The sequence below is a fragment of the Kamptonema formosum PCC 10802 genome, assembly GCF_000332335.1.
Classification (GTDB): domain Bacteria; phylum Cyanobacteriota; class Cyanobacteriia; order Cyanobacteriales; family Oscillatoriaceae; genus Oscillatoria.
The window spans coordinates 4,560,871-4,585,819 of sequence record NZ_KB235948.1; the positions used below are offsets into that span (position 1 = coordinate 4,560,871).

The 24,949-nt window shown below is 51.4% G+C and carries 24 protein-coding genes; 18 read left to right on the forward strand and 6 right to left on the reverse strand.

Annotated elements, in window-relative coordinates; translation table 11 throughout:
* Positions 1 to 336: 336 nt before the first annotated feature.
* Positions 337 to 2,724, reverse strand: coding sequence for a pyridoxal-dependent decarboxylase (locus OSC10802_RS0119800; RefSeq protein WP_017718509.1), 2,388 nt, complete (start codon positions 2,722 to 2,724; stop codon positions 337 to 339).
* Between the two features lie 507 nt (positions 2,725 to 3,231).
* Between OSC10802_RS0119800 and OSC10802_RS0119805 the strand changes: the two genes are divergently transcribed.
* A complete protein-coding gene (locus OSC10802_RS0119805) occupies positions 3,232 to 3,861 on the forward strand; it encodes an adenylate/guanylate cyclase domain-containing protein (protein WP_017718510.1) in 630 nt (209 codons plus the stop codon).
* A 302-nt stretch (positions 3,862 to 4,163) separates the two neighbouring features.
* Here the strand turns inward: OSC10802_RS0119805 and dxs are convergent, their stop codons facing one another.
* Positions 4,164 to 6,068, reverse strand: a complete 1,905-nt coding sequence (gene dxs, locus OSC10802_RS0119810; RefSeq protein WP_017718511.1) for a 1-deoxy-D-xylulose-5-phosphate synthase — start codon at positions 6,066 to 6,068, stop codon at positions 4,164 to 4,166.
* A gap of 433 nt (positions 6,069 to 6,501) precedes the next feature.
* Positions 6,502 to 6,582 (reverse strand): LPXTG cell wall anchor domain-containing protein, encoded by an 81-nt coding sequence (locus tag OSC10802_RS56580; protein ID WP_082218405.1) that lies wholly within the window; start codon positions 6,580 to 6,582, stop codon positions 6,502 to 6,504.
* Between the two features lie 213 nt (positions 6,583 to 6,795).
* On the opposite strand from OSC10802_RS56580, the gene OSC10802_RS56585 reads away from it, so the two are divergent.
* The 5 genes from OSC10802_RS56585 to OSC10802_RS0119835 all read left to right on the forward strand — a co-directional run bounded on the left by OSC10802_RS56585 (position 6,796) and on the right by OSC10802_RS0119835 (position 10,516).
* On the forward strand, positions 6,796 to 7,014 hold the full coding sequence (locus OSC10802_RS56585) for a PmbA/TldA family metallopeptidase (protein WP_369797089.1): 219 nt from the start codon (positions 6,796 to 6,798) through the stop codon (positions 7,012 to 7,014).
* A 3-nt stretch (positions 7,015 to 7,017) separates the two neighbouring features.
* Complete coding sequence (locus OSC10802_RS56590; RefSeq protein ID WP_369797090.1) at positions 7,018 to 7,848, forward strand: TldD/PmbA family protein; 831 nt, start codon at positions 7,018 to 7,020, stop codon at positions 7,846 to 7,848.
* The gene (locus OSC10802_RS56595; protein WP_369797091.1) at positions 7,811 to 8,203 is read left to right on the forward strand and encodes a metallopeptidase TldD-related protein; all 393 of its coding nucleotides are present in this window, start codon (positions 7,811 to 7,813) and stop codon (positions 8,201 to 8,203) included. Before OSC10802_RS56590 ends, OSC10802_RS56595 begins: the two co-directional genes overlap by 38 nt.
* A gap of 102 nt (positions 8,204 to 8,305) precedes the next feature.
* Positions 8,306 to 8,995 carry an HAD family hydrolase gene (locus OSC10802_RS0119825; protein WP_017718512.1) on the forward strand — a complete coding sequence of 230 codons (690 nt, stop codon included), beginning with the start codon at positions 8,306 to 8,308 and terminating at the stop codon, positions 8,993 to 8,995.
* A gap of 561 nt (positions 8,996 to 9,556) precedes the next feature.
* Entirely contained in the window at positions 9,557 to 10,516 is a 960-nt protein-coding gene (locus OSC10802_RS0119835; protein WP_017718514.1) for a WD40/YVTN/BNR-like repeat-containing protein, read from the forward strand.
* A gap of 323 nt (positions 10,517 to 10,839) precedes the next feature.
* Here the strand turns inward: OSC10802_RS0119835 and OSC10802_RS0119845 are convergent, their stop codons facing one another.
* Both OSC10802_RS0119845 and OSC10802_RS56600 read right to left on the reverse strand, forming a co-directional pair.
* A complete protein-coding gene (locus OSC10802_RS0119845; protein WP_198525152.1) occupies positions 10,840 to 11,472 on the reverse strand; it encodes a PAP/fibrillin family protein in 633 nt (210 codons plus the stop codon).
* Positions 11,473 to 11,827: 355 nt separating this feature from the next.
* On the reverse strand, positions 11,828 to 12,157 hold the full coding sequence (locus tag OSC10802_RS56600) for a GUN4 domain-containing protein (RefSeq protein WP_369797124.1): 330 nt from the start codon (positions 12,155 to 12,157) through the stop codon (positions 11,828 to 11,830).
* 357 nt (positions 12,158 to 12,514) lie between these two features.
* Between OSC10802_RS56600 and OSC10802_RS0119855 the strand changes: the two genes are divergently transcribed.
* The 10 genes from OSC10802_RS0119855 (at position 12,515) to OSC10802_RS0119900 (ending at position 21,394) form a co-directional block, all read left to right on the forward strand.
* Positions 12,515 to 12,670, forward strand: a complete 156-nt coding sequence (locus OSC10802_RS0119855) for a hypothetical protein (RefSeq protein ID WP_155968105.1) — start codon at positions 12,515 to 12,517, stop codon at positions 12,668 to 12,670.
* A gap of 422 nt (positions 12,671 to 13,092) precedes the next feature.
* A complete protein-coding gene (locus tag OSC10802_RS0119860; RefSeq protein WP_017718519.1) occupies positions 13,093 to 14,136 on the forward strand; it encodes a ParB/RepB/Spo0J family partition protein in 1,044 nt (347 codons plus the stop codon).
* 117 nt (positions 14,137 to 14,253) lie between these two features.
* Positions 14,254 to 15,021 (forward strand): glycosyltransferase, encoded by a 768-nt coding sequence (locus OSC10802_RS0119865; RefSeq protein ID WP_017718520.1) that lies wholly within the window; start codon positions 14,254 to 14,256, stop codon positions 15,019 to 15,021.
* Complete coding sequence (locus tag OSC10802_RS0119870; protein WP_017718521.1) at positions 14,999 to 16,303, forward strand: DegT/DnrJ/EryC1/StrS family aminotransferase; 1,305 nt, start codon at positions 14,999 to 15,001, stop codon at positions 16,301 to 16,303. Before OSC10802_RS0119865 ends, OSC10802_RS0119870 begins: the two co-directional genes overlap by 23 nt.
* Positions 16,300 to 17,535 (forward strand): 3-dehydroquinate synthase family protein, encoded by a 1,236-nt coding sequence (locus OSC10802_RS44605; protein WP_082218317.1) that lies wholly within the window; start codon positions 16,300 to 16,302, stop codon positions 17,533 to 17,535. Before OSC10802_RS0119870 ends, OSC10802_RS44605 begins: the two co-directional genes overlap by 4 nt.
* Positions 17,528 to 18,274 (forward strand): sugar phosphate nucleotidyltransferase, encoded by a 747-nt coding sequence (locus OSC10802_RS40960; protein ID WP_017718523.1) that lies wholly within the window; start codon positions 17,528 to 17,530, stop codon positions 18,272 to 18,274. The genes OSC10802_RS44605 and OSC10802_RS40960 overlap by 8 nt, the downstream gene beginning before the upstream one ends.
* 53 nt (positions 18,275 to 18,327) lie before the next feature.
* Positions 18,328 to 18,954: an SIS domain-containing protein gene (locus OSC10802_RS0119885; protein WP_017718524.1), complete on the forward strand. Its 627-nt coding sequence runs from the start codon at positions 18,328 to 18,330 to the stop codon at positions 18,952 to 18,954.
* The gene (locus tag OSC10802_RS40965; RefSeq protein ID WP_071593323.1) at positions 18,908 to 19,558 is read left to right on the forward strand and encodes a D-glycero-alpha-D-manno-heptose-1,7-bisphosphate 7-phosphatase; all 651 of its coding nucleotides are present in this window, start codon (positions 18,908 to 18,910) and stop codon (positions 19,556 to 19,558) included. The genes OSC10802_RS0119885 and OSC10802_RS40965 overlap by 47 nt, the downstream gene beginning before the upstream one ends.
* 100 nt (positions 19,559 to 19,658) lie before the next feature.
* Positions 19,659 to 20,636, forward strand: a complete 978-nt coding sequence (locus OSC10802_RS0119895; protein WP_017718526.1) for an SDR family NAD(P)-dependent oxidoreductase — start codon at positions 19,659 to 19,661, stop codon at positions 20,634 to 20,636.
* Positions 20,633 to 21,394 carry a sugar phosphate nucleotidyltransferase gene (locus OSC10802_RS0119900; RefSeq protein ID WP_017718527.1) on the forward strand — a complete coding sequence of 254 codons (762 nt, stop codon included), beginning with the start codon at positions 20,633 to 20,635 and terminating at the stop codon, positions 21,392 to 21,394. Before OSC10802_RS0119895 ends, OSC10802_RS0119900 begins: the two co-directional genes overlap by 4 nt.
* 158 nt (positions 21,395 to 21,552) lie before the next feature.
* On the opposite strand, the gene OSC10802_RS0119905 is transcribed toward OSC10802_RS0119900, so the two are convergent.
* Positions 21,553 to 22,506, reverse strand: a complete 954-nt coding sequence (locus OSC10802_RS0119905) for an NAD-dependent epimerase/dehydratase family protein (RefSeq protein WP_017718528.1) — start codon at positions 22,504 to 22,506, stop codon at positions 21,553 to 21,555.
* A 197-nt stretch (positions 22,507 to 22,703) separates the two neighbouring features.
* On the opposite strand from OSC10802_RS0119905, the gene OSC10802_RS0119910 reads away from it, so the two are divergent.
* On the forward strand, positions 22,704 to 23,768 hold the full coding sequence (locus OSC10802_RS0119910; RefSeq protein ID WP_017718529.1) for a radical SAM protein: 1,065 nt from the start codon (positions 22,704 to 22,706) through the stop codon (positions 23,766 to 23,768).
* A 19-nt stretch (positions 23,769 to 23,787) separates the two neighbouring features.
* A complete protein-coding gene (locus OSC10802_RS0119915; protein WP_017718530.1) occupies positions 23,788 to 24,612 on the forward strand; it encodes a class I SAM-dependent methyltransferase in 825 nt (274 codons plus the stop codon).
* Positions 24,613 to 24,949: the final 337 nt, after the last annotated feature.

Sequence of the window (24,949 nt, forward strand, 5' to 3'; positions counted from 1 at the left end):
TGACTTCACGTTACCTTTATAAATGAACTTTTAATAGGTGAGCGGCTCGGTCGGCAATAGTCTGTTAAAAGGTGATAAAATACACAGCCGGCTAAGGAGCGCACTTCCTCCATGTTTACTGGACGCTTAACTAGAGCGAGTGCTGTGCGAGGAGTCTGATCCTTCCGCAATTCTAGTGGCTCGCCGGCTGCCTCGCCCCACAGGTAATAGCGCCATTCGACCCCTTCTTTTCACATAAGAAACCCGGTTTCTTAAAGATACCGGGTTTCTCAGTCCCAAGATGAAAAACGCTACAATCTTCCTTTGCCGCAGATATTGCCGGTGAGCCCGAAACTCCTATCGAGCTGACAGCACTAAAAATTGCGAGAAGTTCTGAAGAAATTCCTCCATCGAAAGCGTATTATCGCTGTTGACATTACTCATTTTCCAGAACCTATCAATTTCCTCATCTCCATAGCCCAAGGCTTTAAATTTGGCCTCAATTTCTGACATCTGCAACACGCTATCTTTATTCTTGTCAATATCCTCAAACACTTGGAGGAGTGCGTCTCGGAACAGGGCTTGAGAAATCGCCTGGCGGAACTCATTTTCCAGCAAATCGAGGAACGACCCCTTAGAAGTTTCGGCGAGCCACGGATCGAGTACCGTAGACCGCAGGACAGTGATAGGGGCTCCCGGCAAACCCGTTACACCCAGATGGCGTTTCAAGTTTTCCATGAACGCCTCTCCATAATGTTCGGCATCGAAATCTGTGGTGCTGACGATCAGCTTGTACCCGTAAATATCCTCGCCCGGTTTGATGCTGAGCTGTTCGTAGAGCGCCTTATTGAACCGATTGGCCATATCTAAATTATTGTTGAGCGAGCCGTCGGGATTCTTGAAATTGAAAGCATAAGTCAATATATTCTGGTCGGGGCCGATTTCTGTAAGCAGTTTCATCGCTTTTGGATTCGCCAAAAGCTCCTCATTGCTCGCCCCATCGATTTTTTCCCGAATAAATTGAATCTGCTTTTCTACATTACCTCCAGAAATTTCAGCCGGCAGTCGGGGTACGGGAACGACAGTGAAGCGATCTTGCGGACGCGCCATGCACAGCAGTCGCGCGTAAAGCTTCTTACAATTAAACAGCGCCTTGCCAATGATTTTGCCATAACCGCCCTTGGAGGGGCGAATCACCTTGTGGCTCAGATAGACGGAAGCCGCCGCAGCCCCCGGTTTTGACCCCTCCACGCCATAAATGCCAACGGTTGGCTCAGCTTCCCCGTGAAACACATAGGGCGCGGCGAACGTCACCAGATTTCGCATCGCCGAATTGCGGTAGCAAAGCGCCCCTGCTGGGTAGGGAATATACCCCGATTTGTGAGGATCGACCGTGATGGAATCAGCATTTCCCAGCACTTGGAACTGCTCAGTTACATAGGAACTCAAACCGATTTCCGGAACCAGTTCCCCGCTTTCAATCTGGTTTTTCGAGCCCGGGCTATCTTCCCGAATCAGGGAGGCAAAATACCCGCCCCAAGCCGCATCGGCATGAACGGTAAATTCTAGCCCCTCGGCGCGCAACTTCTCTCGCAGTTCCAGAACCTTTTTAATGGGGTCAACCGCACTCTCTTCCGTGCTCCCTATGACAGAAACCACGGTGTAGACCGGCTTTTTCTCTGCAGCGCAGCGTTTCAGGAGTTCTTCCAGGGCATCAATATTCATCCGGGCGTCTTCATCCACCGGCACGTCTATCAAGTTCGACGCTCCAATTCCCAAAATTGCTGCTGCTTTGGGGAATGAGTAGTGTTTTGTCGCTGGGACAAAGAAGACCGGCGAATGTTCAATCTCACGCAGGAACCGGCGGGAGAAATCTTGGAACCCGAGGTTTTGCAGGGAATAGTTGGTGAGGGCTTTTGTTACTGCGTCGCTGGCAATCTTGTAGTCCTGGGTCAGGCGTGCCGGCAAGGCGAGGATGTCATCTCCTTTCAGGTTGAGCAGCGCCCAAGTATCGAGATCGGCGAGACGTTTTGACCCCCCAGCCGGCAGGGGAATCTCGATCTCCTTTGCTGCAGCTAGTGCCGGTTCATTTTTCAAAGCCGCTTGCAGCGCAAGCGGATAAAATTTCAGGTTTCTCGCCGACCAAATCGCCTCAATATTGGCAATCGTTCCCCCACAAGTGATGTGCCCCCAAGGTCGAATCGCTCCTTTTTTTATCTCTGCCTCATCCGGCAGGGTATATCCCAGCATCTGGCAAAGATCGTCTCCGACCAGCATTTCCAGAATCGTCGTTGCCGTTGACGCTTCAAAGGCCACGTTATTCGGGTTGTACAGCATCGCCGCAAAGTAGCCCAGGATAGATGGCATTGTCATATCCCAGTTCATATGCCCCTGATAGCGCATGCTGAAAAAGGGGACGGACTTTTTCATAAACGCCAGCAGCGATCGGTAACTTTCCTTGAGCGTGTCAATGGCACCCACATATTCTGGCTGCCGCTTAATTTGCTCCGTGATGTGAGTCGGATCGCCAGGATGAAAGTTTTTGCGCCAAAATGCGTTATCGCGAACGGCTTCTACGATTAAGCGCTCGAATTCATCGGCATTCTCTGCTTTGGTTCCTAAAAACCACGCCTCAACTGAATTACTACCCGGCCCATCTAGAGGTGGAATTTCTCCAAATTTAGAAGGTTTTACCGGCTGCTTTTTAGGGCCGTTACTTGAGCTGCTAGCTTTTTTTTTGCTCACGGTTATCCTCTGGCTTTTTGTGCTTTATGAACACTTCTCCCTACAACATATTATGCCTATTTGATAGGGAGATTGCAATAGATAAATTTACCCATTTTCGCTCCCTACCGCGACAGCTCTGCCGGCGCACTCCCACGCCGGCAACAGTTAAGGACAGAGGGAAGGACAGAGGGGAGCCGCCGGCAACCTGAGCCCGCCTACAGCAAGATGCCCGGTTTATGGCCCCTCTCCGGCTGAACAATTCCTTTGTAAATCAGCTCTCACCCGAGAGGGGCTGGGGTGCCGGCGCTAGACAGGGGGAGGTTCATCTGTCACGACGCAGATCGCATTATCGCAGTTTGTGTCGCAAGGCACAATAGAGGCAAAGACCCTCTCCCGCCGTGAGGCGGTGTGGGGCTAAAGCCCTACTACAAACGGTTCCTTTAATTTTTAGCTTGACGCCAGACTCTTTTTGTGGTATAATTATCATTATGCAGCATTTTAATAAATTGCGAGGGAAAACTGACTGTGCAATCTAGTAAAAAAATTTATCCGAGCGCTTCCCTCTACCGGCTGGAAAAATTGATGGCCGAGCGGTTGAAACCCGGCTCTAATAAAGAAGAGATTGACGCGCGCATTTGGGATCTATTTGGGGAAACTTGGGCCGTCATGTTTACGGATTTGTCAGGGTTTTCCCGCTCCGTAGAGGAATTTGGCATCATCCACTTCTTGCAAGTTATTTACGAATCGCAACGCCTGTTTGTCCCCTGCATTGACCAGCACGATGGCATCTTGATCAAAACAGAAGCGGACAGCATGTTAATCCTCTTCCGCTCCGTGAATAAAGCTGTCCAATGTGCGATAGGCATGCAGCGCCTCGCGAAAGCCTACAATCAGAATAAATCCGATTCGGAAAAAATTCTCCTCTGTGCCGGCATCGGTTACGGCGAAATGTTAACCATTGGCGACCACGATGTCTTCGGCGCGGAAGTGAATGCTGCCAGCAAATTAGGCGAGGATACGGCTAAATCTTGGGAAATTTTGGTGACGGATTCTGTGGTCGCTAACCTCAAGAACATGCCCCACATCACTTGGGAGGAGATTCCCACCATTCCCCCAGGGGCAAAGCAGGCATTCAAGCTGAATTATCCCTTATAAATTTTGGATTTTGGATTTTGGATTTTGGATTTTAAATTTTAAAAAGGGCAGTAAAGCCTTTTCATTCCCAGTCTAATCCCATCTGTCTAAACTTTTTATAAACATCAGGCTGCGCTACGAACAGTTCATTTATAAAAAAAAGTGAACTCTCAAGAAACCGGCGTTCTTGTGGTGGGCCAGCGGTAAAATTATGCGAAGAAACCGGGTTTCTTTAAGAAACCCGGTTTCTCGTCCGGTTTCTGGCCCCCACTCAGGCTGAACAATTACTCTATAAACGCGCTCTCACGCACCCCACAACTGAGTTAGCTAACTGCTGACAGCTGCGGGCTAAACGCTAACCGCACTCTTTCGGCAATTTGCGCCGGCTTCAATCCAAGCGAAGCCATCGATTCATCTGGCGTAGCGTGCTCGACCAAGATATCCGGAACGCCAATTCGCATCACCGGCACCAAAACATTATTATCCAGCAGCGCCTCCGCCACCGCTGAGCCAAACCCGCCGGGGAGACACCCTTCTTCGAGAGTCACAACCCGCCCGATCCGCTTGGCGAGGGGCAAAATCAACTCCGTATCCAGGGGTTTGACAAAACGCGCATTGACCACGGTCGCCTCAATCCCGTGCTCGCTGAGAATTTCAGCCGTTTGCACCGCTGGGTGAACCATCGAGCCAAAGCCCACCAGCAGCACGTCGTCTCCGTGGCGGAGGATTTCGCCCTTGCCGATTTCCACCGGCTCCCAGCCTTCCTCCATCAGCGGCACGCCGTAGCCATTGCCGCGCGGGTAGCGCATGGCAATGGGCCCATCGGTATAGTTGATGCCGGTGACGAGCATTCGCTGCAGTTCCCCCTCATCCTTAGGTGCCATCAGCACCATATTGGGAATGCAGCGCAGGTAGGCGATATCGTACATCCCCTGGTGAGTTGGGCCATCCGCACCGACGATGCCGGCCCGGTCCATGCACAGGAACACCGGCAGCTTCTGGATGCAGACATCGTGAATAATCTGATCGTAGGCGCGCTGCAGGAAAGTCGAGTAAATTGCGGCAACGGGGCGCATCCCCTCGCAAGCGAGCCCAGCCGCTAGGGTGACGGCGTGCTGTTCCGCAATGCCGACATCTATATACTGTTTCGGCAGCTGGTCGTGGAATTTGTCCAAGCCGGTGCCGGTAGCCATTGCGGCGGTAATCGCCACAATTTTGGGGTTGTCGGAAGCCAGTTTAATCAGGGTGTCCCCAAAGACTTTGGAGTACGCTGGCGGTTTCGGCTTATTAGAGGGAATTGCTTTGCCGGTGGCGAGGTTGAAGGGGTTTTGCGCGTGGTAGCCCACTTGGTCTTTTTCAGCCAGCGCGTACCCTTTGCCCTTTACCGTGGCCACATGCACCAGCACCGGCCCGTGTAAGTGATGAGCTTGCTGGAAAGTGGCAATCAGTTCCTCCAGGTTGTGGCCATCCACCGGCCCCATGTAAGTGAAGCCCAACTCCTCAAACACAGCCCCCACCTTGGGAACCGCCAAGCGCTTCATCCCTTCTTTGAGCCGTTCCATTTCTGGGGTGAACTTCTCGCCGACGAAGGGAATGTGCTTGAACTGCTCCTCCAGGTTGTCCTTGAGGAACTGCACCGGATCGGAAAGGCGAATCTTATTCAGGTAGCGGGGAATCGCGCCCACATTGGGCGAGATGGACATCTCATTGTCGTTAAGCACCACCAGCAGGTTGGTTTTCGGCAAATGACCGGCATGGTTAATCGCTTCCAGGGCCATACCGCCGGTCATGGCACCGTCGCCAATCACCGCCACCACTTTGAAGTTTTCGCCCTTCATGTCCCGCGCCAGCGCCATCCCCAAAGCCGCTGAAATGCTCGTGGAGGCGTGACCGGCACCAAAATGGTCAAATTTGCTCTCGCAGCGCTTCAGGTAGCCGGCAACCCCGTCCTTTTGCCGCAGCGTGTGGAAGTTGCTGTAACGACCGGTGATTAACTTGTGCGGATAGGCTTGGTGGCCAACGTCCCAGATCACCTTGTCGCGGTCGAGGTCCAGTGTCTGGTACAGGGCTACGGTCAGCTCCACTACCCCCAAACCGGGACCGAGGTGCCCGCCGGTGGCGGCGACCGTTTGCAGATGCTTTTCCCGTATCTGACGCGCAATTTGCTCGAGTTGATGAATTGACAGACCGTGCAATTGGTTCGGGTGAGTCAGCTCACTCAGATGCATATTTACACCCACTTAGGTTATCGTGCTTAGTGTCAGGGAGACAAAATGGAGCTATTTCCGTCCGGCTGTCGCGATTTCTTTAGTTCCACTTAATCTTTCTGCTTAGTATAGAATGCTTACCCGATTCGCGCATCGGTGATGTGAAAGGGAGCATCCCGGTTGTGCGAGGGCAACCCAAATGAATGCGACAATGATTTCAGCAGGTTGCAGGCGGAGAAGATTTTTGGCCAGCTAATCAAAGGAAACGGGATTGAAACGATCGCTCTTTATTTTAGGCGCTCGCACGCTCAACCCCTGCCTGCCTTGTGGCGGACACCCAGTATAAACCAATTTGCACTCTAAAATCTAACACCGGCACAAACCCCACCCCAAGGCTGGGGTGGGGTCGGAGGTGCCCCCTCATTTTACTGCTTGACAAACGGAAAATTTTGTGCTATGCAATTTGCTTGCGCCGGCGCTTGCCGAGGGCCACAGCACCGCCGGTGAGGGCCAGCCCCAAAGCGGACAGTACGATTGAGCCACTCCCCGACTATCAAGGCGCGGGGATTCAGACGCTTGAGTTGGGTGCAGCTTTTCGCCTGCAACCAAACGGAATAGCTATCTCGCTACACTTTAGAATACCTCTCTCACCGGAAACTGCTATGGTACAATCTCCCGCACAGCCCCTGACTGCAACTGACCTCGCCACACTGGCTATCGACTTTATTCGCATTCCAAGGCTGCGAATATGGCGACGTGCGATGCCCGCACCTACCGGCACCAAGACCTGACCGCATCAGATCGCTCCCTAGACCGGCTCTCCCATAACGTCAGTTCCGGTTTTGGGGTGCGCGCACTCAAAGACGGCGCGTGGGGATTCGCCGCCAGCCCCAGCAAAACTCCCGCCGAAGTCGAAAGAATCGTCGCCAAAGCCATTGAAATCGCCAAATGTTGCCGCCTCTCCTAGCAGGTGCCGGTGCGCCTAGTGCCGGTGCTCGGCTACCGCGACACCTACATCACCTCCATCGAAATTGACCCCTTCTCGGTGCCGGTTGCCGAAAAAGCAAAACTGCTGCTCAGCATCAACGACAAGTTGCTCAGTTACAGCGATCGCGGCATCAAAAAAGCCCATTCTTTCCTGCACTTCTCCCGCGAAGACAAAACCTTCGCCCCCACAGAAGGCTCTCTCATCCACCAGACTCTCTACCGCAGCTATCCGGGATTTAGCTGCACAGCAATTGCGAGTGGCGACGCCCAAAGTCGCAGCTACGAACGCCCACCCCTCAATACGGGTTACGAGCATGTCGATACAGCAGACCTTTTCGGGCAAATCGAGCGCGTTGCTGAGGAAGCCATAGAAAAAGTTTACGCGCCAAAAGGCCCTTCTGGCACCCGCACCACCCTGATTCTCAAGCCGACGAATGTGTGGCTGACGATTCACGAATCCGTTGGGCACCCCACAGAACTCGACCGGGTTTACGGCTACGAAGCGAATTTAGCCGGCACCAGTTTCGCCACCACTGACAAGTTGGGCAAACTCCAGTACGCTGCGCCCTGGGTGAACTTCCGAGCCGACCGCACCCAGCCGAAAGGGCGCAGTACAGTCGGTTACGATGATGAGGGAGTTATAGCACAAGATTGGTATATTGTCAAGGATGGGATTTTAGTGGATTATCTCACGGACCAGGAGACAGCTTACCGGCCCCTTGCGTGCCGGCAGCAACGGTTGCGCTTTTGCCGACAGCTGGTACAGCGTGCCGGTGGTGCGCATTCCCAATTTGGGGTTGGAATCGGGACCTGATGGCGGAAGCCACACCGCCACGTTGCAGGAAATGATTGCTGACACGGAAGATGGCATTTTAATTGATGGGATTGGCAGCTATTCCATAGACCAGCAGCGGCGCAATTTCCAATTTGGCGGGGATGCCTTTTGGAAAGTAGAAAAGGGCAAGATTGTCGGGATGTTAAAAGATGAGACTTACCAGTCGATGACGACTGATTTTTGGAACAGTGTGGATGCGATTGGACCGGCATCTGAGCGGGTGCAGTGCAGCACGAATATCTGCGGGAAAGGCGAGCCGGTGCAGATGGCCCAGATGAGTCACGCTTGCGTGCCGGTGCGCGTGCGCGACATTCAGGTTGGGAGAGCGCGGTAAGGCGTATCTTCTGTTGCTGGCTATTTGTGCGTCTGAAGCCGGTTTTAATTAGGGAACGGCCGCCTGTACGGTGCCCAAGGAACAGGAAGAAAGGCACAACTGATGAAACGACTGATTTTATTTGATATTGACGGTACGCTGCTCTCGACTCAGGGCGCTGGCAAGCGGGCCTTTCACCGCGCTATGCTGAGCGTTTACGGAACGGCAGGCCCAATTGCCGGCCACTCTTTCAGCGGCAAAACTGACCGGCAAATCGCCAGAGAATTGCTCCAGCTGGCAGGGATGGAGGATGAAGCTATAGAACGGGGGTTTTCAGCGCTCTGGGCGGCTTATTTGCAAGAGATGGCGGTGGAGTTAGCTCAGCCAGACTGCGAAACCCTGGTCTATCCGGGGGTGCGCTCGCTGCTGGAGGAGCTTTGCTGCTGGCCAAATGATTCAGTAGTGGGGCTCCTGACCGGCAACATCAAGGAGGGGGCGGCGATGAAGCTTTCCTCTGCCGGCTTGGCGGACTACTTCAGATTCGGTGCCTATGGCTGCGATTCCGAACACCGGAGCGAACTCCCCGCCGTCGCAGTGGAGCGGGCCCGCGCTCTCACCGGTCGCCGGTTTTGCGGCGAGGATATTACAATTATTGGCGACACCCCCTACGACATCACCTGCGGTCGCAGTTTGGGCGTCCGGGCTGTGGGCGTGGCCACAGGAAACTTCACCGTTGAGGAGCTAGCAGCAGCCGGCGCTTGCGCGGTTGTGCCAGATTTGTCTGACCTGACTGCGGTTTTGGCTCTCCTGTGACCGGCTGCTGGAGTGATGGCTGGCTTTCGGGCTGCGGATTCCGCTAGCTTAGCGGCGGGTAAATGCATCGGGAGCATCCCGGTTGTGCAAAGAAGCCCATATTAATGCGATACTGATTTTAGCAGGGGGTAGGAGGAGAAGATTTTTGGCCAGCTGAATCCCGGAAACGGGATTGAAACAATGCATCGCTCTGGTTCAGGTGGTGCGAAAGCGCAGCCAGGACAGCGCTCGATCTCCTCCAGCTGGGAGAGGGGGGAACGGGGGGCTCACAGGTGCAGGTATTTTACACACCTTGGCTCTCAATGGCCTTTTTCCGCCGGCAACTCCCTCTTCTTCCTTGGCGCTCTTGGCGTCTTGGCGGTTCATTATTAACTTTAAATTAACACCAATGCCCCCACAGCCACCGTGTGCAAAAAACCCACACTTGTGAGGGAACGGGGGGTGAGGGTGAAAATCTTTGCACAAATAGGACGCTCCGGAATTCCTTCTTTTGGAGGATGCCCTGTAAGAAGCCCCTGTGTCAGCGTGGTAAGCAGAATTTTGCCATAGTGGGGGATGCTCATGTCTGTTGTGCTAGCCGGCACCGATAGTGGCGTTTTCCGGTGGGAGTCTCCAGAATCAGCGCTTCTCAAAGAAGAAAGCTCTCCTCCCGTCTCATTTTTAGCCGCAGCTCTTGGCAGTGCATTTGCCATATCTCAAGCCGGTGCCCTCTGGGCCAGAACAGGCCAAGGAGATTGGCAATTGGTGAGCGAACGTCCTGTTGCTGAAGAAGTATGGTCTTTTGCCGCTGACCCTTCTAAGCTGGGTCGGCTTTACTTGGGAGTTTCTCCAGCCCTCCTGCACATCAGCGATGATGGAGGCCAGACCTGGAGCGCTGTCCAATCGATTAAAAACATTCCAGGCTACTCAAACTGGACATTCCCACCGCCGCCCCACATCCCCCACGTCCGCTATATCGCCCCCGATCCGCAGGTTCCGGGTGGCGTCTATATCGGTGTCGAAGAAGGTGGCGTCTATCGCAGTGAGGATGGAAACCAGAGCTGGGAGAGCTTGAACCAGGGACTGTACTGGGATGTTCATACGGTAATTCCCTTGCCGAACAGCTCCAAGCTTTATGCCACAACAGGCAATGGCTTCTATCGCAGCGATGATGGCGGACTGCACTGGCAGCACATGATGCGAGGGCTGGAACGCTCCTACACCGTTCCTTGCGCTGTCATGCCAGGACAGCCTGAGCGGGTTTACACTGCCGCTGCAGCGGGGCCACCGCCTACTTGGGCTGGGGGAGCCAATGCCGCCATTTACCGCAGCGACGATGGGGGAGAGCTCTGGGTGCAGTTGCGGCAAGGCTTGCCAGAGTCCTTTGACGAGATGGTGCGGCTGCTAGCTATAGATGAGACTGGCAGTATTTGGGCGGCAGCGGGGCACCAAGTTTTCTGCAGCGCTAATGGGGGTGAGAGCTGGGAGCTGGTCGCCAAAGACCTGCCAGCGGTGAGGGCGCTGGCTGCAATCGGGCCCTGATGGGAGCCTGTTGTTTCAATCCCGTTTCCGGGATTCAGCTGGCCAAAAATCATCCGCTCCTACCCCCTGCTGAAATCATTGTCGCATTCATTTGGGCAGATTTGCACAACGGGGATGCTCCCTGCCGAGCCACCTGCGCGAGTGAGGCCCGCAAGACCTATTTTGCAGCTCTTGCGCTCTGCACCGGCTCTCGCTAGCAGCGAGAGCGAAGCTGCCAAGTCGAGGAGCCGTCGAGCGGGTGATTGCTGGGACTGGGGCGTTCAGGCACTGGGCAATGGTGGCGCTTCCAGAGCCGGTGTGTTCTTGGGGAAGGCGAGCCGGGCTCACCGGCAGCTGTCTCGCACCAGCACATATAAATTTTGCCGGTTCCCGCGCATCAGGCGCAGAGTGCCGTCCAGATAGGTGATATCTGACCACCCGCTAAAGGACAGAGGTGATTCGAGCGCATCTTCACCATTTATGCCTAAAGCGTCTCGGAAATCGCCGGCGCTCAAATCACTCGCGGGAATAGCGGATGCTTCCAAAAAATCAATGTTGAGGCGTTTGGAATTCTCGACTGTGTAGCGACCGGCAATTTTAGCAACGCCTTTTATTCCAGAGCCGGCAGTAAACTCAATGAGGTTGTTGTATTGCTGGCTGTCTGTGGAAATTTCTTGGAAAATGCCGGTGATGCTGACCGGCACCTTGGGGAGCTTTCCGAAGGCAAGCCGGTCTAGGGTCGTCTCTCGCTCTTGGCCAAAGCTGCTGTACAAAAGCCGCCAGCGCCCTTCCACTGCTTCCATCTGGCCGGTGGGATCTTCAGTTGGGGTTAAAGCCTCAATTTGTGAGGCGAGTTTCTCAATTTGCTCGCCGATTGCCGGGTCGCAGTTAAAGCCGGTGTCGGCGGCTGTTGAGATAGAAATCAGCTCTTCTTTGATGCTGGCCAGTTCGCTATTTACCATGTTCGCGTTTCGCATCGGACAGGTTCGATTGTATCTGGAAAGGCGGCTCACATTCGGGATTTGGAAGAGATTGCCAGATGCCGGTGATAATTTCCTCGTTCCTGGGCTTCTGCCTGGGAACGAGGAAACTTAGGGGTGGGGTGACGACCCCACATCAATTCGCCAACAGCATCGTGCGAAACTCACGCAAGGGAAAACTTTCGCCCGCCTGCGCCGGCGTTCAGAAAGCCTTGTTTCCTGCCGCCCCCCTGAAGCGTTCCTCGCGCAACCCTCACGGTGCGTGGACTTGATTCAAAATGCACATGAAATCGTACCAAAGAATCTTAAAAAAGTGATTGGATAACAGTCTGAAATGCCGGCGGGCTAAAGTTTATAAATCCTTGCCATAGAAGAGCCCCTTGATTGCGCTTTCACTCTCCCTCCAAATTCTCTTCATCGCAATCCGTTTTTGGACGCTAAACCAAAAACGGCCATTAGAATACTTCACCCACAACTGGTCTAGGGTTTGGAGGTCAGTACAGGGAAAACTCTGCCACGGATAGCCGGCCTTGAGGACGAGGCGACGAGTTTCTATATCAGCTTCTTTCCATTTATTAGCTTTCAAAAGCTTATGGAGGTGGCTGTAGTCTATCCCTCTATCACTAGCGAGCGAGCCAGACGGTGAAGGAGGCGGAGAAACTGGTTTCGGTACAGGGGAGATTAAGGATGACGGTGCAGGAATTGGTGCAGGAGTCGGTGGATCTGGTTTCGGTACAGAGGGATTAAGGGCTTGCAATACTTCCGTAGCAGATTGATAGCAATTGCCTGCTGGAATTGATAGCATCTTATCTAATATCAGCCCCAACTCATTGCTAAGACTGGCCTGTTTTCGCCATACCCATTGCATGCGGTGAGGTGAAACTATTCGGGGATTCAAGCAGGGTGGATAATTTCCTATCGGCCTATAAATAGCCTGTAAATATGCCACCTCTGAGAACTTTTTCTACAGGTGCCTTTACGTTTCCTCATTCGGCTGCGGAAAGCGAGGGTTTTTCAAAAAAGGCGCAAAAAGGGGAGTTTGGATCTCGGGCCTTGGCCACACCGGCAGCAAGAAGTCCAAGCAGTGCCGCTGGCGGCAGAGAGCGAGTTACTGGCGCAAGCAGCTGCCATAGCCGTTACTTCCCGTGCCACCAGCAGTGGGCATGGCAGCAGCCGACAGCAGCCTAGCAGGTAGCAGCCAGGCCATCGCAGGAAAGGGTGAAAGGGGGGTTGGATTGAGCGACGCCCGTCATGTCGGGAAGAAAGCGGAAGAAACAGTGCGACCAAATAGTCGTGTTGAGAAAGCGGAGAAGATCGGGTCGGCGGAGAGGGTGCCGGCGCAATTTCGGTATGAGCCACCCGCCGCGAGTTGATCTTAACTGGCCACCAACGCCTGCACTAGCGGCAGCCCCACAGTCCAGACACCAGCGGCAGAGTGGAATAAATGCGCTCGTTCCCTGACTCGCTTCGCGTTAACGGCTGTTGCAAGCAAAAATCGCTGCTCTTGGGCCTAGGATTGGGCGCTGTTGAAAGCCTAACTTTTTGTTAAGAATACGAGCGTGGGGATAAACAGCCATATAATTGGAGGGATATAAGCTGTCTAAGATACAGTAAAAAATGCTCTCACAGCAGCGCCGGCCCTCAACCTCATCTAACTCCCACCCAATAACTGAATACCAAGATAAGGGCTTTGAGGGAAACGGCTCTCAGCTACCAGCAGCCGCTCAACAGGTCCCACTGGCATCAATTGTGCTGCCTCAATACCAGCCCCGGCATTATTTTGATGAAGCTGCTATGCAACAGCTGGCTGACAGCGTTAGGGCACACGGCATCCTTCAGCCCCTTTTGGTGCGGCCTGCGGGCGAGCGCCAGTACCTGCTGGTAGCCGGCGAGCGCCGGTACAAAGCAGCCCAGGCACTTGGACTGACTGAAGTGCCGGTGGTAGTGCGCGAGATGACTGATTCTGAAGCGGTACACTACGCCCTGGTGGAGAATTTGCAGCGCGAGGATTTGAACCCATTGGAGGAAAGCGAAGGAATCCTGCAACTGCTGGCTTTCCGGCTGGAATGCGATTTAGCCGGTGTTGAGAGACGGCTATACCGGCTGGACAATCAAGCCAGAAAGAAAGCTACACAAAGCGCTTTGTGTAGCGGGGAAAGTGAAGCGGATGAGGCATGGGTTGGGGACAGACCGGAGAGTGCAGCGGATAAGGGGGAGGGAGAGGGGGAAATTCCCCAAAGCGCTTTGGGTAAATCAGACAGGGAAATAGTAGAGCAGGTATTTGCCGATCTGGGGCGGATGACCTGGCAGTCCTTCGTCCGCACCAGACTCCCCCTTCTCAAACTTCCTCCCGATATCCTGGAAGCCCTCCGCCTGGGGCGCATCGAATGGACTAAAGCCAAGGAAATTGCCAAGCTGGAGTCGGAGGCTGAGCGGAGGGCGCTTTTGGAAGAGGCGAGCGCTCAATCTCTGACCCTGCGCCAGATTCAAAAAGTGGTCAAGGAAAAGAAAACCCCTAGAGAGCAAGAAGAGCTGCAAGCTGAAATGGAAAATATCTTCAAAAGAGCTAAGAAGTTCACGGCGTGGGACGACAGCGAAAAGTGCGACAAGTTAAAATTGCTGCTGGCCGAGTTGAAGTTGCTGCTGCTTGGGGAAGGGTAAAAATGTTTTATAATTCCTTATTGAGAACAGAAAATATACATATAGTGTTTTTTTCGATCGCAGGCAATAAATAGGCTGGAATGATTTCTATTTGAAAGCAATTTGCTGTAAGCAAATATGAAAAAAATTGCGATTGTCACCTTCTGCTTCAATCGAGAGCGGGAGCTGGTGCGCTGTATCAAGAGTGTTCAGGCTCAGCAGGATGCACCGCCCTTTGTCCATTACGTGTTTTCTGAGCGCGTTGAAGCTCTGAAGGAGGTAGCCGACGTGGCAAAGATGGAGAATTTTGTTGACTGGGTTTCTATTACCAATCCTTATAGTGCTGAGCACTCTTCTCCTCGCATGGCCAAGCTCCGTCAGGCGGCTTTAGAGATGATACAAGAGCCATATGTCTGCTTCCTGGACGACGACAATGAAATTCTGCCGAATCATTTGATCAGTTTGTTTAATCTCATAGAAGCCCAGCAACTAGATGCTGCGTATTCCTGGAGGGTATTGGTTTACCCCGATGGTTCTCCGTTCGCGGGGGATTACTACCCCTGGAATCCAAACAAGGAAGTTGCGGAGTCTTTATACCGCTGGTGTGTGGAAAATGAGCTGATACGCCCAGGAGACTCTATTCTATACGATGGCCCCCGAAATTCGACCCATCCACATAATGTCGCCACCGTAGATATGAATGAGTGGTTGTTTCGCACCGCTTCCCTGCGCCGCCTGGGGTTCAACCCGGAATTTACCGAGGAGGAACTGGTAAATCAGGTGGGTGAGGATGACAAATTGTTAGAGAAAATTCTGCGAAGCGATTTTCGTTTTGAGTGCACTGAGAAGGCAACTGTTCGCTATTATCTAGGAGGTGTTTCTAATGCTAGACTCAACATCAACTGAATCAAGCCGAACCTCCGAATCAAGCAAACTAGCCATCAATGGGGGAACGCCTGTCTGTCAAAAGCCTTGGCCCACCTGGCCTCAATCCAACTCCGCAACGGAAAAAGCGGTCATTGATGTCTTGCGTAGCGGGCGCTGGACGATTAGCGGTTTTACCAATGGGCAGTTGGCTCAGGAGCAGATGTTTGCCGCAGCTTTTGCCGATTTTGTCGGGGTGAAGAACTGCATCCCTACCGATCACGGTACCTCAGCTCTAGAACTAGCTTTAGCCGCCAGCGGCGTGGGATCAGGAGATGAGGTGATTGTACCCGGGCTTACCTGGGTTGCCTGTCCCTATGCGGTGCTGGCGCAACAGGCGGTTCCGGTGCTGGCGGACGTAGATCCCTATACTATGTGCATCGCCCCCGAATCAGTGCGGCGCTTGCTGACGTCCAGAACGAAGGCTGTGCTGGTGGTTCATCTATACTGTCGTATCGCCGACATGGCTGCCTTAAACCGCATTGCTACAGAGCACGATCTGGTGCTGATAGAAGACTGCGCCCAAGCCCATGGAGCCCGTTGGCGCGGAAGATGTGTGGGGAGTATAGGCAAAGTGGGAGCTTTCAGTATGCAACAGGGTAAACCTCTGACCTCTGGAGAAGGAGGCTGTTGTGTCACCGATGATGATGAACTTGCCGATCTGATCTATCGCCTGCGCACCGATGGCAGAAGCTTTTTACCGGATGTACAAGCGCTGGGAAAGATGCAATTGTGGGAGCGCGGTGGGGTAGCTGGGCGTAACCACTGCCTTTCTGATATTCAATTGGCGATCCTCACAGCCCAACTGAAGGACTTGCCGGCTCAAAACGTCCGTCGTCGGGAAAATGCTGCTTATCTGACAAAACTGTTGGGGCAAATACCGGGAGTGTCTATTCCCAATTTTCACGACCCCGACGACGAAGAGACTTACTATCACTTCGCCTTTTTCCTAAATGAAGAGTTTTTGCGGGGGCGTTCTCTTGCCTGGGTTAGCGAGGCTTTGTCAGCTGAACTCGGTGTCTGGATTCATCAGCCGTATGTGCCGCTGAATCGTCATCCTCTGTATGTTCCCGAGGAGAAACACTGGGTAAAGCAATGTGCCGAAGCTCGGCAAGCAGTGTGCAAAGAGCGTTTCACGCTTCCCCATGCAGAAGAGGTTTATGGCAAAACCCTGCTCCTGCATCACTCCATCCTCCTGGCAGAGCGTAAGGACATGGATCTGATTGCTGCTGCGCTGAAAAAAGTTCATAAGGAAATGAAATGATGCCCGCAAACACGACAGTGACATTCCATAACCGACAGCATTCTCAAGTAGAGGGACAGCCAGTCAGAATCGACTTTTTCTTCGCCGAACGGTCAATGCCCATCGTCGTAGGACAGGATGTGCATCTGCAGTGTGTCGAGTTTTGCGCCCAGCGAAATCCCGATCTACTTTTTTTCATCGCTGATTCCCATGTCTGGAATCTGCATGGCAAGGAAATCGTCTCCCGCTACGGATATCACTTTCCCATTGAAAGTGTTTTGGTGGAACCAAGTGAGCAATGTAAGACCCTAGAATTGGTCAACCGCCTGCTGGAGACGGCGATGACAGCAGGGGTGACTCGTCGCAGTATCATCATAGCGCTGGGTGGCGGACTAACGGGGAATATTGCAGGTATGGTAGCCGGACTGCTCTATCGGGGCCTTTCCCTAGTGCATCTGCCCACATCCTTCCTAGCCATGTCAGATTCAATCCTTTCTCTCAAACAAGCGGTCAATGGTCGGGGCGGAAAGAATCTGTTTGGTATGTATTATTTGCCTGCTGCCAGCTTTGTGTCTGTTAACTTTCTGCGAACCCTGCCCGAGTTGGAACTCATTGCCGGAATCAATGAACTGATCAAGAATTGTCTGGTGTTTGACGCCGAGCATATTGAAATCCTGCTCTCCCTGATCAATCAGCCTCAAAGTTGTTCCACCTGGATGCAGCTTGTAATTCTGGGAATTGAGGCTAAACAGAAATTACTGCTGCACGATCCAAATGAAAGGAACATCGGCATTTCTCTGGAATACGGGCACACTGTTGGTCACGCTCTAGAGTATCAGGGCTATGGCCTGTCCCACGGTATTGCTGTTGGACTGGGAATGCTTGTGGCAGCTGCCATTTCCTTCAAGCGGGGGTGGTTGAGTGAACAGGAGTATTGGCTGCACTACGAACTGATCTACAGCGTCAATGGCCACCTACAATTTCCGCAAAATCTCGACTTGGATACTACTCTCAATATTATCCGGAAGGATAACAAACACGGCTATCTCACTCTCAGTAAAGATCAGCATCCTTTTGTCCTGTTGCGGTCGATAGGAAGGGTTGAGCTCACTGAGGGAAAACCCCTAGTTGGCGTCAGGGAGGACGAAATTATCGCCGCTTTAGAACAGGCTCGGAGAGATGCAGGGAATACTTTCAGAAGAGAGACTGTGAGCAAGCGAATATATGGAACGGAGAAGTTGTTTGATGTTTGACCAGGCAGTTATCCTTGCTGGTGGGCGGGGAACTCGTCTAGCTCCTTTGACCGACACTTTACCCAAAGTCATGGCACCGGTGCATGGTCGTCCTTTCTTGGAATATCAGATTCAGTATCTGCTCCGCCAAGGAATTACCTCTATTCTTCTTTTGGTCGGCTATCGCTGGGAACATATCCGGGACTACTTCGGGGATGGCAGCCAATGGGGAATCGATATTAAATACAGCCTAGAATTAACACCCTACGGCACTGCTGGATGTTTGTCCCACGCCTATCCTCAGCTTAGAGACTCCTTTGTTGTGATTTATGGAGACTCTTTTCTGCCTTGCGATTATTCGCTCATGTTTGAGTGCGCTACTGAAGACACAAGCACCGCTTTAATGACCGTCTATCCCAACCAGGGGGAATTACCGGTTCCTAACAATGTGCAAGTCGATTCTCAGGGACTCGTTCAGCAGTATCTCAAAGACAGGCCAGAGCTAAAATTTGGCTATGTTGATGCGGGTGTGCTGCTGATGCGCCGCCATCATATAGCCTCCTTTCCCCAGCATATTCCTTCCAGTCTAGAGGAGGACGTTTTCCCGCGTCTGGCAGCTTCAGGGATGATACGGGCTTTCGTGAGCGAACAGCGCTTTTATGACATTGGAACTCCAGCTCGATTGGATGTGTTCCGGCAAGATGTTACTCAATTTTTTGATGTATCAAGTAGTCGATGCGTAGGTTCAGACGTGCTATGAATAGCGTACAAAATACTGTGGATATAGCATCAGAGAATCATCAATCCCGGCGTATGATTGCTGAACCCCGACGCTATGTAGAGGTTTTGCAAAATGTGCTTTCCCTTCTTGATGTTGCAGCGGTAGAAAAGATAGCTCACATCATCTTTGAAGCTGTGAACCGAGAGGCCCAGATACTGCTTGTAGGAAATGGTGGCAGCGCTAGCAACGCAGCTCATTATCGTTGCGATCTGACTAGCACTTTCCGCTATTACCAACGTCGGTTCCAAGTGCTCAACTTAGCCGAGTCTCCTGCCATACTTACTGCTCTGGGTAACGATTTCGATTTTGCTGAAATCTTCAGCTATCAGGTTCAGGAAAATGGCAGACCTGGCGATGTACTCATCATGCTCACAGCTTCAGGCAATTCCCCCAATATCCTCGCCGCCTGCAAGACAGCTCAAAACCAGGATATGTGTGCCGTATCAATTACTGGCTTCGATGGGGGGAAGGTTGCTCAGATAGCCGACTGCAACATGACTATTCCCTCGAACAACTATGGTATCATCGAGGATGTTCAGCTAGCTGTGGGTCATATGCTCAGCCAGACTATCAGCGGAATGCTTAAAGAATCTTTAGTAGGCCGAGACTGTCATGCAGATAAATTCCGATCTCAGACCAGCGGTCTTTTTAGACCGTGATGGCACCCTCATCAAACATGTGCATCATCTTTGCTCTCCAGATCGGGTAGCACTCGAGCAAGGAGCCGCTGAGGCTCTCTATCTCTTACAGAAGGCAGGATTTGTCCGCGTGGTGGTAACCAATCAGTCAGTGGTCGGACGGGGGATGCTCAGTGTGGGGGGACTAAAAGCTATTCACGACAAGATGGAGCAGCTCCTTTCTAAGCAGGGAGCAAGTGTGGATAGCATTTACTTTTCCACTCACGTTCCCCGCACTTCGGATTTGAGTAAAGTTGAGTATTTTGATAGAAAGCCGGGACCTGGTATGCTGCTAAGAGCAGCCCAGGAATTAGGACTCTCTCTAGCAAAGAGCTGGATGATTGGCGACTCGATCAGTGACGTGCTGGCAGGTGCAAACGCTGGCTGCAAAGGGAATTGTCTGTTGAAGACGGGACTGTATTCTCTCGAAGGGCAATATAGCGACCAAATATCGTTTATCGCCTCGGATATATTGGAGGCAGCCCAGAGAATTTTGAGACAAGATAGCATTTCTATCTGGGGAGATAAACCAGCAAATGATGAAATTATGCAGCAGGATGTCCTCCCACCAGATCGCTATCTGTAACGTTTAATGTAAATCTTCTATCGTGCTGTCGCTGCTAACAAAAAAGACGATGCTTCCTTAACTCTACCCCAATCAAAAATCTCAAACCAGGAGAGTTCTCATGACAGTGTTGGTCACAGGTGCCGGTGGTTTTATTGGCAGTCATCTCACTGAGGCATTGTTATCCCAGGGATACACAGTCCGGGCTTTAGTACATTACAACAGTCAGAATAACTGGGGGCACCTCCGAGAGTTGCGACCTGAATTGCAAAACAAACTTGAGGTATGTCTGGGGGACATCACAGATGCCTATTTTGTCAGTAGTCTGGTTGCAGGGTGCGAGGTTGTATTCCACCTCGCTGCCTTAATTGGTATTCCCTATTCCTACCAAGCCCCTGCCTCCTATGTATCTACGAATGTGGGTGGAACCATGAATGTTCTGCAAGCCTGTCGTCAAGCAGGTGTGCGTCGGCTAATTGTAACTTCTACGAGTGAGGTTTATGGTACTGCTCGTTACACCCCTATAAATGAAGTTCATCCGTTGCAAGCGCAATCTCCATATGCTGCGAGCAAAATAGCAGCGGATAAGCTAGCTGAATCTTATTTCTGTAGCTATGGTCTACCTGTCGTAACCCTCCGTCCATTCAACACCTATGGGCCTCGTCAATCTGCCCGTGCTATCATTCCAACGGTGTTGACTCAGGCTCTCGCCGGAGTTGAAAAAATCCGCCTCGGAAATCTAGAACCTAAGCGTGACCTAACCTTTGTTTCGGATACTGTGCGGGCGTTCTTGCTAGCAGCTGAAACGCCAGGGATTGAAGGAGAAACAATTCACTTTGGGCAAGGCACAGCAGTGAGTGTGGCAGAGATTGCTCAACGGTGTCTGAGCGTGGTTGGCAGCAAGGCTGAAATTGTGAGTGTGACTGAACGACAGCGACCCCAACAGAGTGAAGTTGAACTACTCTTGTGCGATGCGTCTAAGGCCCAACGAATATTGGGATGGAAACCGACAGTCTCACTAGAGGAAGGATTGTCTCGAGTAGCTAATTATGTGCGAAGCTACTCTGAGCAATATCGCTATACAGACTATGTAGTATGACTGCAGAATATCTAATCAATAAATCTAATAACACTGCAACAGGTTTAAGAGCTGTCATATTAGCAGGCGGTAAGGGAACGCGACTGAGACCCTTTACCGTAAACTTTCCTAAGCCTCTCGTACCTCTAGGGGATACACCGGTACTGGAAGTTTTAATCCGTCGCCTTATCCGCTACGGGATCACTGATATTACTCTTACCTTGGGGCATTTGGCTGAGTTGGTTAAAGCCTACTTTGACCATCGGCAGAAGCTAGTTGAACAAATCACACTCCATTTTGTTGAAGAGGAAGAGCCAACTGGAACAGCGGGATCACTATCATTCGTCCCCAATCTTGAGGACACATTTTTAGTTATGAATGGAGATTTGTTGACTAATCTAAATTTCCATGACCTAGTGCAGTTTCATCGAGAACAGAAAGCGGTACTTACAATCGCAACCCATACTCGCACAGTCAAAATAGATCTGGGTGTTCTGAAATTCGACGATACCTATCAGATTGTTGATTACCTGGAGAAGCCAGAAACAACATATCAAGTCAGCATGGGCATCTATGTCTACGAACCGAGCGTACTTAAACATATTGAGTACGGAAAGTATCTTGACCTGCCCGATCTGGTATTGCGGCTTTTGGCAAAAGGTGAACGGATTTGTGCGTATCCGGTAGATTGCCTTTGGTTAGATATTGGCAGACCGGATGATTACGCCAAAGCCCAGGAACTGTTCTTGGAAAAGAGGGAGGAGTTTGATTTTGTGTAAAATAATCCACAGCTAGAATCCGTAGGCTTTCAACAGGCTTGCTCTAATTTTTAAGCTTGTAAAACACCATTGATAACCCTCAATCAAGTTTACAGATGCCGCTCCTGCAACTGAAATCAAAGATTGAAAAGTCGCTGTGGTTTTATTTCCAAGGAGTGTCAACGTCCAGTCACCTGGCGATACCAGTTGATTGTCTGCTTCAGTCCGGTTTCAAAATCTACTTTGGGCTTGTAATTCAGTAGCTTCTGAGCTTTGGTCAAATCAACTAAGCGAATAGGAATGGTTGTTGGCTTAGACGGATCGTAAGTGGGAAGAACGGTGTGCCCAGTCAGCTTCAGAATTAGTTCTACCGATTCTTGAATAGTTACAGGTTGACCGGAGCCGATGTTGACTGGATCGCAGGTAGCACAATGTTCCATTGCTGCCAAAATTCCTGTTACTAGATCGGTGGCATAAACAAAATCTCGCACTGTCGAACCATCCCCCCAGACCTCAAAAGGATTCTGCTTCTCCAATGCTCTACGAATTAGTGCAGGCAGCACATGGGACGTTTCAAAGTCAAATTTGTCGTAAGGTCCATAGACATTGGTGGGACGCACCAGAGCGACTTTGAAGCCATAGCGTTGGTAGTAAAATTGGGCCAATTTTTCAATGTAACGCTTCATCCAGCCCACCCCCAGATAGCTGGGATATGGATCACCTGTAAAGGCTTCGGCTTCTTTAATCGGGTAATCCGCTGGGGGATAGATAGTGGTGCTGCTGACAAACAGCAGGCGATCGACCTTGGACAGACAGGCGGCTTCAAACATTTGGGAATTGAGCAGAAGATTGGTTGTGACATGTACGACTGGATTGTTAGCCATAACGGCAGCACCGGAAGTATTTGCGGCACAGAGAAACACATGGTTCATGCCTCTCACCACTTCATAACAGTCATCCCGCTGGGTCAAGTCACACTGGATATACTCGATACGCTCGTCCTGGATGAGCGCAGGCTTTTTGTGAAGTGTAGCTCGTACCAATGCCCCACGATTCAGCAATTCCTGGATCAGATGGGTGCCAATTAACCCTGTTCCTCCAGCAACTAAAACCTTTTTATCCTTGTAAAACATAGGCGCTCCATAATTTGCACCATCGCGGTTTCACGTCCACAAATGGCAGTCAGCATTGATCATAACTTTGATTAGCCAGGATTACCCAGTATTATTTCATCCACTGTGTGACCTGGGGATATTTAAAAATTGACAAAATCTTGTGGATAAGCCAACAATATGTGCTAAAATATTCAAAACCTTTCTAAGGATTGCGCATGCTAAGTTTTGATACTGTCGAACTCAAGCCGGAGCAACAAACTTACCCCTCTCCTCACTGTAGCGAGTATCCCAAAGCCCTTTATATCGAGTTGACCGATCGCTGCAATCTTCTATGTCCTATGTGCCGCCAGTCTGCCGTTGCAGGCGATGTGCTGCCCCTGGAAACCTTCAAGGAGATTGCAGACACCCTGTTTCCCCATGCCGTATTCGTAGATCTCCGGGGGTGGGGCGAAAGTACAATGCTCCCCAACTTTGCTGACTATCTCGACTATTCCCTGAAATTTCCCCTGAAGAAAAAGCTGATTACTAATGCCACCGTAAACAAGCCATCTGTTTGGCAACGACTGGGTGAAACTGGGGTGGTAGTCGGTGTATCTATTGATGCAGCAGACAGAGACTTGTATGAACAGCTGCGCGTTGGTGGCAAGTTAGAGAAAACTCTTTCAAATGTGCGGCATTTAGTGCGAGCCGCTGAGGCGGCAGGATATGACCCAAAACAACAAGTGTACTTTTGTCTTACTGCCAGTGGTTCCAATATTTTTGAGATGAAAAATATCGTTCGCCTAGGACTCGATTTGGGGATTGACCGTTTCAAGTTAGAACCCATCAAAACCTCCGAACTAGACCCCGCTCACCTCAAGAATTTCACCAAAGAGGTGCGAGAGGAAATGGAAACACTGCGCGACCTCGCTAGGGAAACAGGGGCACGCATTGAACTTTCGGCATCAATGATTGAGGAGGATGTACACCTTCCGGCGACGCGAAAGCTGTGCATCCATCCTTGGCAATATCTCTATGTTAATGCCCGGGGTCGGATGGGATTTTGCGACCATCTCAATGGTGTAGAGGAATTTACTTTTGCCCGCTGGGGCGAGGTTGATTTCGATACCTTCTGGAATGGAGAACAAATGGTGGGACTGCGACAGGAACACTTGGCTCGCTTCCACCAAGAGCAGCAAATCTCGATTTGTGGCGACTGCAATTGGTGTTACGAGCGACGCTACATGGATTTGGAAGACTGGGTAGAACCCGGTTGGTCAGCCTATCGCGTGCAACTTTGAAGTACAAGAGAAGAATACAATGGTCAGCGAAGAACTGTGTTGCCCCTGGGAGCATCTTTTTTATGAGCCAGCGCTGCTCGATTCTGCTTCCGGCGATGCTGATAGCGGTGAAACCGTAGAGTATTACCGTTCAATTCTTAAACAAGGGGAAATCCGGGTACTTGATGTTGGTTGTGGAACGGGCCGGTTAGCTATTCCGCTGGCGGCTGATGGCTGCGAAGTATATGCCATAGATAGTTCCAGTGATATGGTCTATTTTTTTCAGCAGAAACTCGCCCGCCTTGACAGTGAAATTCAACGCCGCATCCATCTGCATCATCTGAATATTCAGGCGCAATTTTATGAGGGCACTGTCGATGTCGCTATAGCTGTAGACGATTTTCTCACGCATTTTTTGGAGGATTCAAGTTTGCGTTACACCCTCAAAAATATTTGCCACAGTCTTAAACCAGGCGGTCGTTTCCTCACGGACTTACGAGGAAGGAGTCAACAGCGCATAGCAACAGCCACCCAGCCTTTTCCCAAACCCATGTATTTTTTCGGTATTGTTCACCAAGTGCCAACGCCATCTGGAAAGAGATCGGCTGCTATGCGCTCTGTAGAAAACTATGACGAAAATAAGCGCATCCTGACCAGCACTCAGATTTTTGAATGGATCTTACCTGATGGCACTGTTGAGAAAACAATCTACCGCACCCTACGCCAGCGATTGCATCGTTTAGAAGAACTCGCTGCTGCTGCGGAGGATGTGGGCTTGAAGTTGGGATTAGCACACCAACGTCTGAACCCGTTAAACGAGGCTAGCTACGAGGGGGGAATGTCTTTGGAATTTTATAAGATGTAACGATAGGAAGATGGGATGATGGAAACTTGGGACGGTCAGATATCTGGTAGATACTTCCAGATTTTCTCCTACGATGCCGATTACTATCGGATGTTGAAGGAGTGGGCATCAAGTGAGCAATACGAAAGGGAGGCGGCAATTTTTTTGCAGTTGCTCAAGCCTTGTCCGATCCGACACTTCTGCGGTACATTTCCAAGGATGCACTCAAAAAGGATTTAGCGAACATGAAGTTCAGAGTCACTGCTGAAAAGGAATACGGCAATGTCTCCCCTGGAGGCACTACCAAGGAACTCTATGCTGTTATCGGTCAGAAATTAGCAAGAGACGGTGAGGAGTG

Bases quoted from the DNA above. Each gene is read 5' to 3' on its own strand.
- OSC10802_RS0119865 (WP_017718520.1), top strand. From the start codon at position 14,254: ATGAAAAAAATTGCGATTGTCACCTTCTGCTTCAATCGAGAGCGGGAG.
- OSC10802_RS0119915 (WP_017718530.1), top strand. From the start codon at position 23,788: ATGGTCAGCGAAGAACTGTGTTGCCCCTGGGAGCATCTTTTTTATGAG.
- dxs (WP_017718511.1), bottom strand. From the start codon at position 6,068: ATGCATCTGAGTGAGCTGACTCACCCGAACCAATTGCACGGTCTGTCA.
- OSC10802_RS0119900 (WP_017718527.1), top strand. From the start codon at position 20,633: ATGACTGCAGAATATCTAATCAATAAATCTAATAACACTGCAACAGGT.
- OSC10802_RS0119825 (WP_017718512.1), top strand. From the start codon at position 8,306: ATGAAACGACTGATTTTATTTGATATTGACGGTACGCTGCTCTCGACT.
- OSC10802_RS0119885 (WP_017718524.1), top strand. From the start codon at position 18,328: ATGATTGCTGAACCCCGACGCTATGTAGAGGTTTTGCAAAATGTGCTT.
- OSC10802_RS40965 (WP_071593323.1), top strand. From the start codon at position 18,908: ATGCAGATAAATTCCGATCTCAGACCAGCGGTCTTTTTAGACCGTGAT.
- OSC10802_RS56585 (WP_369797089.1), top strand. From the start codon at position 6,796: ATGGCGACGTGCGATGCCCGCACCTACCGGCACCAAGACCTGACCGCA.
- OSC10802_RS0119905 (WP_017718528.1), bottom strand. From the start codon at position 22,506: ATGTTTTACAAGGATAAAAAGGTTTTAGTTGCTGGAGGAACAGGGTTA.
- OSC10802_RS0119910 (WP_017718529.1), top strand. From the start codon at position 22,704: ATGCTAAGTTTTGATACTGTCGAACTCAAGCCGGAGCAACAAACTTAC.
- OSC10802_RS40960 (WP_017718523.1), top strand. From the start codon at position 17,528: ATGTTTGACCAGGCAGTTATCCTTGCTGGTGGGCGGGGAACTCGTCTA.
- OSC10802_RS0119835 (WP_017718514.1), top strand. From the start codon at position 9,557: ATGTCTGTTGTGCTAGCCGGCACCGATAGTGGCGTTTTCCGGTGGGAG.
- OSC10802_RS44605 (WP_082218317.1), top strand. From the start codon at position 16,300: ATGATGCCCGCAAACACGACAGTGACATTCCATAACCGACAGCATTCT.
- OSC10802_RS0119860 (WP_017718519.1), top strand. From the start codon at position 13,093: ATGCTCTCACAGCAGCGCCGGCCCTCAACCTCATCTAACTCCCACCCA.
- OSC10802_RS0119870 (WP_017718521.1), top strand. From the start codon at position 14,999: ATGCTAGACTCAACATCAACTGAATCAAGCCGAACCTCCGAATCAAGC.
- OSC10802_RS0119895 (WP_017718526.1), top strand. From the start codon at position 19,659: ATGACAGTGTTGGTCACAGGTGCCGGTGGTTTTATTGGCAGTCATCTC.
- OSC10802_RS0119845 (WP_198525152.1), bottom strand. From the start codon at position 11,472: ATGCGAAACGCGAACATGGTAAATAGCGAACTGGCCAGCATCAAAGAA.